This window comes from Saccharothrix sp. NRRL B-16348, assembly GCF_001280085.1.
Taxonomy (GTDB): Bacteria; Actinomycetota; Actinomycetes; order Mycobacteriales; family Pseudonocardiaceae; genus Actinosynnema.
Window position 1 is genome coordinate 40,012 of sequence record NZ_LGED01000125.1, and the last position, 10,750, is coordinate 50,761.

Below are 10,750 nucleotides of genomic sequence, written 5' to 3' on the forward strand. Positions count from 1 at the left end.
CATGGACCTGCGTCAGGAAGTGCGCGCGTTCGCCCGGACGCACCTGCTCGACGGGCCGGCCGACCTGCCGTCCCGCACCGCGGCCTGGCACGCCGCCGGGCTGGCGAACTGGTGGCTGCCCGTCGAGCACGGCGGCCGCGGCCTGTCCCTGCGCGAAGGCGTCGACGTGGTCGACGAGCTGGCCTACGCCGACGCCGGGTTCGCCTTCTCGTCCCTGGTGGGCGTGATCGGCTCGACGCTGGTGTCCCTCTACGGAGACGACCGGCTCCGCGCCGACGTGCTCGGCGAACTGGGCCGGGAGGGCGGCTTCTTCGCCACCGCCGTCACCGAGCGGGACGCGGGCAGCGAGCTCGACCGGTTGCGGACCACGGCCGTGCCCAAGGGCGACACCGTGGTCGTCACCGGCGAGAAGCTGTTCTCCACCAACGCCGACAGCGCGCGCTACCTGCTCGTGGTGGCACGGCACGAGGCGGGCGCCGACGACCAGCCGCACGTGGCCGTCGTGGTGCCGCGCGACGTGGCCGGGGTGGCGGTGTCCGAACCGTGGCGCACCACCGGCCTGGCCGGCTCGCCGGTGCACCGGGTCACGCTGGCGGACTGCGAGGTGCCGGCGGGCAACGTGCTCGACGGGCACGGCCTGCGGCTGCTGGAAGTGGGGCTCAACGCCAGCCGCGTGCTCATCGCGGCCACCGCGGTGGGCATGGCCAGGCGCGTCCGCGACCTGTGCCTCGACTTCGCCGGCGGCAGGCGGCTGCGCGGCGGCGTGCTCGGCAAGCACCCGCTGTTCGCCGACAAGATGGCCCAGGTCGAGGTGGAGATCGAGACCATGCGCAGCGCGTGCCGCACCGCGGCGGACGACTTCGACGCCGTGCGGGCGGACCCCGACGCGGCACAGCGGTTCGCCCGGCGCGGCGCGCTCAAGTCCGCGCTGGTCGCCAAGGTGTTCTGCGGCCAGGCGGGCTGGCGGGTGGCGAGCACCGGGTCTGAGGTGTTCGGCGGCCTCGGCTACACCGACGAGGTCCCGATCGGCGGGCTGCTGCGCGACATGCGCCACGTGTCGCTGGTCGAAGGCGGCGAGGACGTGCTGCGCGACGTCGTGTACCGGCGGTTCACCGCGCCACGGGTCAGGCGCGCGTGATCGTTCCGCCCACACCGGAGGAGTCTGCGCTTCACATGTCGGACCTGTTCGAAGAACACATCGGCCAACACCAGGCGCTGGCGGTCGAGCACCAGCCGGAGTCCGCCTTCTACGCGCGCTCGTCGGGCTCGGCGACCATCATGACCCTGGCCAACTTCCCCGACGACGTCCTGCCGCTGCTGCAGATGGAGAGCCTGGCCACCGTCGAGGCCATGCCCTACCTGGGCTGCGACACGCTGGTCGAGCTCGGCTGCTACGACGGGCGCGCGTTGGAGGTGGCACGGCACCTCGGCGTGCGCTACCTGGGCGTCGACCTCGACGCGCGGGCGGTCGCCACGCTCGCCGCGCGGATCGAGCGCGAGGGCATGGCCGACCGGGCGCGCACGCTGGTCGACGACCTGTTCAACCACCACCGGTGGGACCGGGACGTGGTGGGCGAGCGGCCGCTGTACATGCTGCCGTTCAACCTGCTCGGCAACTTCCGCCACCCGCTGCGGCTGCTGCGGTCCCTGGCGGGCGCGTCCGGCGCGGCGGTCATCTCGGTGTTCGGCGAGGGGTTGGAGGCCACGAAGGTCCGGCACGCCTACTACACGCGGTGCGGCGTGCGAGGTCTGGAGTTCGAGCTGACCGGCGACGGCGGCGTGCTGTTCACCGGTGCCGACGGCTTCTACTCCAGGTCGTTCAGCGAGTCCCGGTTTCGGGCGCTGTTGCGGGAGTGCGGTTTGACCGTCGTGCGCGTGCGGGGCAACTCGCTCGGCTACGCGGCGACCGTGCTGCTCGGCGACGCGCCGTCCGAAGCGCGCCGGCGGTAGGTTCGCCACTAGCGAACTGCGGACCGCCGAGTTGATTGGGTTGCGACGATCAGGCTACGTTCCGTAGTCGATCGGCATTTTTCACGGCATGGAACATGGGGGAACGGTGGACCTCGCGGCAGCGATCCTGGCCCGCTCGAATACGCAAACTCCGATGGCGCACGACCCGCTGTACGAGCAGTTGCTGCGCTCGCGCATCGTGCTGCTCGGCTCCGAGGTGAACGACGAGGTCGCCAACCGGCTGACCATGCAGTTGCTGGTTCTCGCGGCCGAGGACGACGAGGCCGACATCCAGATGTACATCAACTCGCCGGGCGGTTCGGTCACGGCGGGCATGGCCATCTACGACACGATGAACCACATCAAGCCTGCCGTGTCCACGATCGGCCTCGGTTTCGTGGCGTCGATGGGGCAGTTCCTGCTGTCCTCGGGCGAGCGCGGCAAGCGCTTCGTGCTGCCGAGCACCCGGGTGCTGATGCACCAGCCGTCCGCGGGCATCGGCGGCACGGCGACCGACATCGAGATCCAGGCGACGATCTTCACGCAGATGAAGAAGCGGATGGCCCGGATCACCGCCGAGCAGACCGGCCAGACGGTCGAGACGATCGAGCGGGACGCGGACCGCGACAAGTGGTTCACCGCCGAGGAAGCCCTGGAGTACGGCTTCGTCGACCGGATCATCACCAACATCTGACCGATCGCGCCGGTCCGCCGCCGGCGTCGCCCCGCCGTCGAACCTCTTCGGGAGTCCGAACCGATGCCGTTGGCCGTCTACGTCCTCGGGTTGGGCATCTTCGCCCTGACCACCAGCGAGTACATGGTGTCGGGGCTGATGCCCGCGCTGTCCGCCGAGTTCGGCGTGTCGTTCGCGGACGTCGGGTTCCTGGTGACGGTCTACGCGGGTGCGATGGCCGTCGGCGGTCCGCTGCTGACCGTGGCGCTGCTGAAGATGTCGCGCAAGACCGCGCTGCTCGGCCTCGTCGCGGTCTTCGTGGTGGGCCAGGTGCTCGGCGCGGTCGCGCAGGGCTACGGGACGATGGTGGTGGCCCGCCTGGTCACCGCGGTCGCCGCGGCGGCGTTCTTCGGCGTGGCGCTGACCGCGTGCGCCGAACTGGTCGGCGGCGAGAAGTTCGCGCGGGCGTCGTCGCTGGTGCTCGGCGGGCTGATGTTCGGCACCGTGCTCGGCCTGCCGGCGGCGACGCTGATCGGCGAGCGGTTCGGCTGGCGGGTCAGCTTCCTGGTGGTGGCGGGCGTCGCCTTGGCGGTGGGCCTGCTGCTGGTCAAGGCACTGCCCGCGATGCCCGCGCCGCCGCCCATGCCGATGGCGGGCCAGCTCGCGATCTTCCGCAGCGGCAAGCTGTGGGCGATCTACGCGACGAGCCTGCTGCTGATCGGCGCCACGTTCGCGGGCTTCACCTACTTCGTGCCGATCCTGACGGAGCTGAGCGGGTTCTCCGCGGGGATCGTCCCGGTGCTGCTCGTGGTCTACGGCGTCGCGACGATCGTCGGCAACAACGTGGTGGGCAGGCTCGCCGACCGGTTCACCATCCAGGTGCTCGTGGTCGGCCTGGTCGTGGCCGTGGCGGCGATGGCCCTGTTCGCCCTGTTCGCCCAGTCGGCCGTGGTCGCGGTGCTCGCGCTGGTGGTGATCGGCCTGACCGGTGTGTCGATGAACCCGGCCCTGGTGACCCGCGGCGCGCGGGTGGGGCAGAACAACATGCTGGTCAACTCCGTGCACACGGCGTGCATCATGCTCGGCGTGATGGTCGGGTCGTGGATCGGCGGCCTGGGCATCGACTGGGGCATGGGCCTGCGCGGCCCGCTGTGGATCGGCGCGGCCCTCGGCGTGCTCGGCCTGCTGACCCTGGTGCCCGACGCGCTGGCGTTGCGCCGGCCGGCGCCGGTGACCGAACAAGCCTGAACCCTCCCGGAGGTGTTCCGCCCCCCGGCGCCGGGTACCACCAGCGCTGGGGAACGAGACCACGTTGGGAGCCGACATGCCTTGGGTCCGGAGACACCGCCGCCGCGTGCCGCACGGCTGGTTCCGCACCACGACGGTGCAGAGCCACTACCGCCGGTCGCCGGCCACCGTCCCGATCATCGTCGCGGTGATCCTGGCGATCGTGCTGCTGATCGTCGTCTTCTGAGTTGTCGCGCCGGCGTCGGCCATCTGCGGGCACCGCGGTGGAGGACTACCCTCGACCACTTCAGCAACCGATGCAGGGGAGTAGCCCGATGCTCGTACTGACCCCGGCCGCGGTAGCGGTCGTCAACACCCTCACCACCGCCCAGGGCTGGTCGGAGGACGCGGGCCTGCGCATTTCCGCCGCCGACGCCCCGGAGGAGGGCAGGCTGCAGGTCGAGCTCGCGCCCGAACCGGCCGCGCAGGACCAGGTGCTCGCGGACTCCGGCGCGCGGGTCTTCCTCGACCCCTCCGCCGCCTCCACCCTCGACGACAAGGTGCTCGACGCCGACATCGACGAGCAGGGCGCGGCCCACTTCGTGCTGGGCGCGCAGACCAACGACAACCACACCCCGTGACGTCCCGGCGGCGTTAGGACCGGGTGCCCGACGCGGCGTCAGGACCGGGTGCCCGACCAGGCCGCCCACAGCTCGGCGTACCGGCCACCGGTGGCCAGCAGCTCCTCGTGCGTGCCGCTCTCCACCACGCGGCCCGCGTCCATCACGACCACGCGGTCCGCTGTCACGGCCTGGGTGAGCCGGTGCGCCACCAGCAGGCCGGTACGCCCGTCCAACGCCCGCGCCGCCGCTTCCTCCAGCTCACGCGCGCCCGCGCTGCCCGCGTCCGCGGTCGCCTCGTCCAGGATCGCCACCGGCGGGTCCGCCAGCACGAGCCTGGCCAGCGCCAACTGCTGCGCCTGCGCCACGGTCAGCCGGTGGCCGCCCTCGCCGACCACGGTGTCGAGCCCGGACGGCAACGCCGACGCCCAGCCCAGCGCGCCGACCCGGTCCAGTGCCGCCGTGATCTGCTCGTCGGTGGCGTCGGGACGGGCCAGTCGCAGGTCGTCGGCCAGCGGACCGGCGAAGACGTGCACCTCCTGGGTGATCAGCGCGACCGACCGCACCGCCGAACCCAGGTCCACCCCGCCGAGGCTGATGGTCCCGGCGGTCGGCTCGTGCACGCCCGCGATCAGCTTCGCCAACGTGGTCTTGCCCGCGCCGGACGCGCCGACCAGCGCCACCCGTTCACCGGCGGCCAGCTCCAGGTCGACGTCCCGCAGCACCGGGTGACCGTCCACATAGGAGTAGGAGACGCCGGCCAGCTTGATCGTGGTGTCCGCGGGCCGCACCCGGCCCTCCAGCGCGGGCATCGGCTCGTCGGCCACGCCGACCAGCCGGGACAGCGACGCGGTGGCGGCCTGCGCGTCGTCGGCCAGCGCCAGGGCGGCGTTGATCGGGTTGAACAGGCTGTGGAAGTACAGCGCCGCGGCGGTCGCCGTGCCCACCGACGCCGATCCCGCGCCGACCAGCCAGAACCCGGTCACCAGCACGCCGGCGAGGCCGATGAACTCGGCCACGTTCAGCCGACCGTAGAACCGGGTCAGCAGCCGGATCCCGCGCAACGCCAGGTCCACCGCCGCCTGCGACCGCGACCGCACCCGCGCCACGTGCGACGAGGCCAGCCCGAACGTCCGCACGGTCGCCGCGCCGCCGATGGAGTCCAGCAACTGCTGCTGCTGAACGCCGACGGCCACGCGCTGCGCCGCGTACAGCTCCACCGCGCGCCCGCCGTACCAGCGCACGGTGTGCACGTGGATCGGCATCGCCAGCAGCACGGGGATCAGGAACCGCCAGTCCAGCACCGCGATGCCGACCACCGTCAACCCGATGGTCAACGCCGACCGCGCCATCACCGGCAGCGCGTTGCGCACCGCGTCGGCGATCACCTGCACGTCCCGCGTGACCCGGGAGGTGAGGTCGCCGGAACCTGCCTTCTCCACCCGTTCCAACGGCAGGTGCAGCGCCCGTTCCACGAACTTCTCACGGAGGTCGGCGAGCATCCCCTCGCCCAGCCGCGCCACCAACGACGTGCCGAACGCCGTCGACACGCCCTGCACGATCGCGACCAGCACCAACACCACGACGGGCCACGTGATGGCGGACGACCCCGCGCCCACCAGGTCGACGATCCGGCCCAGCACCGGCGCGGTGAGCAACCCGACCGCCGTGCCCGCCAGCAGCACCAGCAGCGCGCCCCACGCCAACGCGCGGCGCGGTCGCACCAGTTCGCCGACCGCGGCCCAGGTCCGCGCGCCGGACGCGGTCGCCAACAACTCGCGCATCAGCTCGACACCGCCAGTTCGGTAGTTGTGGTCGGGAGGTGGTCGGCGCTACGGGTCGTCGGGTCGATCCGCATCAGCTCAGCACCACCAGTCGGTAGTCCTCGTCCGCCACCAGGTCGGCGTGCGTGCCATCGGCGACCACCGCACCGGAAGCCAGGAACACCACGCGGTCCGCGGCGGCCAGCAGCGCCGGGCTCGTGGCCACCACGACGGTGGTCAGCCCGGCCCGGACCCGCTTGATCCCGGCGGCCAGCGACACCTCCGTCACCGCGTCCACCGCGGTGGTCGGGTCGTGCACCACCAGCACCGGGGGAGCGGCGGCCAGGGCACGGGCCAGCGCCACCCGCTGCCGCTGCCCGCCCGACAGCGAACGCCCGCGCGCCGAGATCACCGTGTCCAACCCGTCGGGCAACGCCCGCGCCACGTCGTCCACCCGCGCCGCGTCCATCGCCTCGTCCGCCCGGGGTCCACCGGCCGCGACGTTGTCCCGCACCGACCCCTCGAACAGGTCCGCGTCGTGCGCCGCGACCAGCACCGCCGACCGCAGCGCCGAACCCTCCACAGTGGACAGCGGCACGCCGTCCAGCGCCACCGTGCCGCTCGTGGGGTCCACCTCGCGCGCCAGCAAGGCCAGCAGCGACACCGCGTCCGCCGGATCACGCGCCACCACGCCGAGCAGCTCGCCGGGCGCCGCCGTCAACGACACGCCGCGCAACGACCCGGACACCACGTCGACCAGTTCCACCCGCCCGGCCACCGCAGGCGGCAGGGGCGACGAGCCGGGCGGCACGTCCGGCGGCGCGGCCAGCACCTCGGCCACCCGTGCGGCCGACGCCCGGCCCTGCGCCAGCAGCCCGTTGACCCACGAGAAGATCGACAGCGGCCACAGCAGGAACTGCGCCAGCCCGACCGCGGCCACCAGCTCGCCGACGGTGATCGTCCCGGACGCGGCCAGGTGGCCGCCGACCAGCGCCACGATCGCGAGGAACACGCCGGTCATGGCCAGCATCGAGCCGTCCAGCCAGGCCCGCGACCCGGCCGCGCGGATCGCCGCCTCCATGGACGACCGGCTGGTCACCCGGTACCGCCGCGCCGCCGTCGCCTCCGCGCCGATGCCCTTCAACGCCCGCAGCCCGGCGACCAGGTCGGCGGCCACCCCGGACGCCAGCGCGGCCCGGTCCTGCTCGGCGTCGCTGCGCCGTTCGAGTGGTTTGCCGAGCACGTGCGCCAAGCCGAGCAGGACCGGCGCGGCGACCAGCACCAGCAGCCCGAGCACCCAGGACACCCGCAGCAACGCCACCGCGCCCACGAGCACGCCGACCACCGCGGAGAACGCGATCGGCAGGGCCAGGTTCACCTGACCGACGCGCTGCGCGTCGCTGGTCGCGATGTTCGCCAGCTCGCCGGACAGCCTGCCGTGCGCCGCGCCGCCGTCCGCCGAGAGCACCCGCGTGGCCAGCCTCGACCGCACTTCGTGCGCGGCCTGGTGCGACGCCTTCTCGCCGCTGCGCAAGGAGAAGCGGAAGCTCAGCGACAGCGCCACGAACACCGCGGCCAGCACGCCGATCCAGAGCGCCAGCCGTCCGCTCGCGCCGGTGCGCACCGCCTCGTCGATCACCACGCCGATCAGCAGCGGCACGGCGGCCTCGCCGGTCTGGTGCGCCGCGCCGAGCGCCGAAGCGACGGTCACCGACCTCCACTGCCCGGTCACCGCGCCCTTGAGGACATCGGTCTTGAGGTCGGTTTTCACCCCGGTGCCCGCCTTCCGCTGAGTGCTAGGTGAGGCTACCCTAATCAGGAGAGAGGCCTGGATCACTCCCGCGGAGGATCAACTTAGGTTAGGGTAACCAAAGTTCGATCACGCCCTGTTTTCGCACCGATGGGACAGCCATGCCACAGCCACCAGTCTTCGACGTCCTCGGCGTCGGCTTCGGGCCGTCCAACCTGGCCCTCGCGATCGCCGTCACCGAGTACAACGCCAGCGCGCGCGCCGAAGACGTGGTGACCGCCCACTTCCTGGAACGCCAGCCGCGGTTCGGCTGGCACCGCGGGATGCTGATCGACGACGCCACCATGCAGGTCTCGTTCCTCAAGGACCTGGTGACGCTGCGGAACCCGCACAGCACCTTCACCTTCCTGAGCTACCTGCACAGCAAGGGCAGGCTGGTCGACTTCATCAACCACAAGAACCTGTTCCCGCTGCGGGTCGAGTTCCACGACTACTTCGAGTGGGCCGCGGGACGCGTCGACGACCTGGTGTCCTACGACCACGACGTGGTGGACGTGCGGCCGGTGACCGAGGACGGCGTGATCACGCACTTCGACGTCGTCTCGCGCACGTCCGCGGGCGAGGTGGAGGTGCGCCGCGCCCGCAACCTGGTCCTGGCCACCGGTCTGCGCCCGGCCCTGCCGGAGGGCGTCCGGCCGTCCGAGCGGGTCTGGCACAACCGGGACTTCCTGCACCGCGTCGAGTCGCTGACCGACCCGAGCCGGCTCGTCGTGGTCGGCGCCGGGCAGAGCGGCGCGGAGGTCACCGCGTTCCTGCACGAGCGGTTCCCGACCGCCGAGGTGTGCGCGGTGTTCGCCCGCTACGGCTACAGCCCCGCCGACGACAGCCCGTTCGCGAACCGGATCTTCGACCCGGCCGCCGTGGACGACTACTACGCCGCGCCCGAGCAGGTCAAGCGCAGGCTGATGGACTACCACGGCAACACCAACTACGCGGTGGTCGACAACGAGCTGATCGCCGAGCTGTACCGGCGGGTGTACCGCGAGAAGGTGTTGGGGGAGCAGCGGTTGCGGCTGCTCAACCTCTCCCGCGTGGCCGAGCTGGACGACCGCGGCGACGGCGTGACGGTGACCGTCGAGTCGCTGGGCACCGGCGCGCGCGAGGTGCTCGACGCCGACGCGATCGTCTACGCCACCGGCTACCGCGAGGCCGACCCCACCGGGCTGCTCGGCGACCTGGCCGGCCGCTGCGCCCGTGACGAGCACGGCAGGCTCGGCGTCGGCCGCGACTACCGCCTCGACACCGACGACGACCTGCTCGCAGGCCTCTACCTCCAGGGCGGCACCGAGCACACCCACGGCATCTCGTCGTCGTTGCTGTCCAACACCTCCGTGCGGGTGGGGGAGATCCTCCAGTCCGTGCTCGACCGCCGCACCCCGTCGGTGCCCTCGCCGCCCGAATACGCGATCAGCGTCTCACGGGTGAGCTGAAACGCCTCGCAGTTTGTTAGGTTACGCAAACCTAACCTGGTACAGCGGCGCGCCGCCGCGCCTCCGAAAGGGAAACCCTGTGATGTCCACGAAGTTCAAGCTGGTCGCGGCCGTCTCGGCCGCAGCGCTGGCGCTGGCCGCCTGCGGGGGCGGCGGCGACGCCGGCTCCGGCGGGACGAGCCAGGCCGGCAGTGCCCCGGCCGGCGCGTTCCCCGTCTCGGTCGAGCACAAGTACGGCACCACCGAGATCAAGGCCGAGCCGAAGAAGGTCGTCACGCTCGGCCTGTCCGACCAGGAGCCCGTGCTCGCCCTCGGCGTCAAGCCGGTCGGCGTCGTGGACTGGTTCAAGGAGCGGCCGTTCGGCAACTGGCCGTGGACGAAGGAACTCTGGGGCGACACCCAGCCGGAGATCGTCGGCGAGCGCGACGAGTACAACCTGGAGAAGGTCGCCGCGCTCAAGCCCGACCTGATCATCGCGGTCTACTCCGGCATGAAGCAGGAGCAGTACGACACGCTGTCCAAGATCGCGCCCGTGGTCGCGCAGCCCAAGGCGTTCCCGGACTACGCCGCGCCGTGGCAGGACCAGACCCTGCACATCGGCAAGGCCCTGGGCAAGGAGAAGGAAGCGCAGGCGCTGATCGACGGCGTGGCGAAGCGGTTCGCCGACGCCAAGGCCGCGCACCCCGAGTGGTCGGGCAAGAAGATGGTGGTGGCCGACAGCTTCAAGCCCGGCCAGTACTCCGCGTTCGCGCCGACCGACCCGAAGGCCATCTTCATGAAGGAGCTGGGCTTCACCCTCGTGGACGAGATCGGCAAGCTCGCCGGCCAGATGAACGTGGCCGAGTTCAGCGAGGAGCGGTTCGACCTGCTCGACGCCGACCGCCTGGTGTGGCTGATGTTCGACAAGGGCGCGTGGGACCGGGTCAAGTCCGTGCCCGCGTACCAGCGGCTCAAGGTCGTCAGCGAGAAGCGCGACCTGTTCCTCACCTACATGGACCCGCCGATCGGCGCGGCCATGTCGTTCAACACGGTGCTGAGCGTGCCCTACGGCATCGAGCAGGTCGTGCCGCTGCTGGAAGCGATCAAGAACTAGAGATCAAGAACTAATTGGGATCCACCGCGGGTGGGGGTGCCGTGCGCCCCCGCCCGCGAGGTCGCGTCGGTCGTTCGTGACTCATTTTCCGGCGATCACGCTTTTCGATCGTCGGAAAATCAGGCGCGAGCGGCCGACTTCCAGGCGACCTCGACTTCCAGGCGACCTCGCCGCCGTCTGCGGA

10 protein-coding genes are annotated in these 10,750 nt (G+C 71.7%); 8 read left to right on the plus strand and 2 right to left on the minus strand.

Going from position 1 to position 10,750, the window contains the following annotated elements; translation table 11 throughout:
• Position 1 precedes the first annotated feature (1 nt).
• The 6 genes from ADK67_RS13620 (at position 2) to ADK67_RS13640 (ending at position 4,491) form a co-directional block, all read left to right on the plus strand.
• A complete protein-coding gene (locus ADK67_RS13620) occupies positions 2-1,138 on the plus strand; it encodes an acyl-CoA dehydrogenase family protein (RefSeq protein WP_053716783.1) in 1,137 nt (378 codons plus the stop codon).
• Between the two features lie 35 nt (positions 1,139-1,173).
• Positions 1,174-1,950 (plus strand): class I SAM-dependent methyltransferase, encoded by a 777-nt coding sequence (locus tag ADK67_RS13625; protein WP_157620263.1) that lies wholly within the window; start codon positions 1,174-1,176, stop codon positions 1,948-1,950.
• Between the two features lie 154 nt (positions 1,951-2,104).
• Positions 2,105-2,644, plus strand: coding sequence for a ClpP family protease (locus tag ADK67_RS13630; protein ID WP_053716784.1), 540 nt, complete (start codon positions 2,105-2,107; stop codon positions 2,642-2,644).
• Positions 2,645-2,707: 63 nt separating this feature from the next.
• Positions 2,708-3,871 carry an MFS transporter gene (locus tag ADK67_RS13635; RefSeq protein ID WP_053716785.1) on the plus strand — a complete coding sequence of 388 codons (1,164 nt, stop codon included), beginning with the start codon at positions 2,708-2,710 and terminating at the stop codon, positions 3,869-3,871.
• Positions 3,872-3,947: 76 nt separating this feature from the next.
• Positions 3,948-4,097 (plus strand): hypothetical protein, encoded by a 150-nt coding sequence (locus ADK67_RS52495; RefSeq protein ID WP_197289431.1) that lies wholly within the window; start codon positions 3,948-3,950, stop codon positions 4,095-4,097.
• Between the two features lie 88 nt (positions 4,098-4,185).
• Positions 4,186-4,491: a hypothetical protein gene (locus ADK67_RS13640; protein WP_053716786.1), complete on the plus strand. Its 306-nt coding sequence runs from the start codon at positions 4,186-4,188 to the stop codon at positions 4,489-4,491.
• A 38-nt stretch (positions 4,492-4,529) separates the two neighbouring features.
• Here the strand turns inward: ADK67_RS13640 and ADK67_RS13645 are convergent, their stop codons facing one another.
• Complete coding sequence (locus ADK67_RS13645; protein ID WP_197289446.1) at positions 4,530-6,257, minus strand: ABC transporter ATP-binding protein; 1,728 nt, start codon at positions 6,255-6,257, stop codon at positions 4,530-4,532.
• A 70-nt stretch (positions 6,258-6,327) separates the two neighbouring features.
• The gene (locus ADK67_RS13650; protein ID WP_053716788.1) at positions 6,328-8,004 is read right to left on the minus strand and encodes an ABC transporter ATP-binding protein; all 1,677 of its coding nucleotides are present in this window, start codon (positions 8,002-8,004) and stop codon (positions 6,328-6,330) included.
• A gap of 140 nt (positions 8,005-8,144) precedes the next feature.
• On the opposite strand from ADK67_RS13650, the gene ADK67_RS13655 reads away from it, so the two are divergent.
• Both ADK67_RS13655 and ADK67_RS13660 read left to right on the plus strand, forming a co-directional pair.
• Positions 8,145-9,473, plus strand: a complete 1,329-nt coding sequence (locus ADK67_RS13655) for a lysine N(6)-hydroxylase/L-ornithine N(5)-oxygenase family protein (RefSeq protein ID WP_053716789.1) — start codon at positions 8,145-8,147, stop codon at positions 9,471-9,473.
• 82 nt (positions 9,474-9,555) lie between these two features.
• Positions 9,556-10,566 (plus strand): iron-siderophore ABC transporter substrate-binding protein, encoded by a 1,011-nt coding sequence (locus tag ADK67_RS13660; RefSeq protein ID WP_053716920.1) that lies wholly within the window; start codon positions 9,556-9,558, stop codon positions 10,564-10,566.
• Positions 10,567-10,750 lie beyond the last annotated feature (184 nt).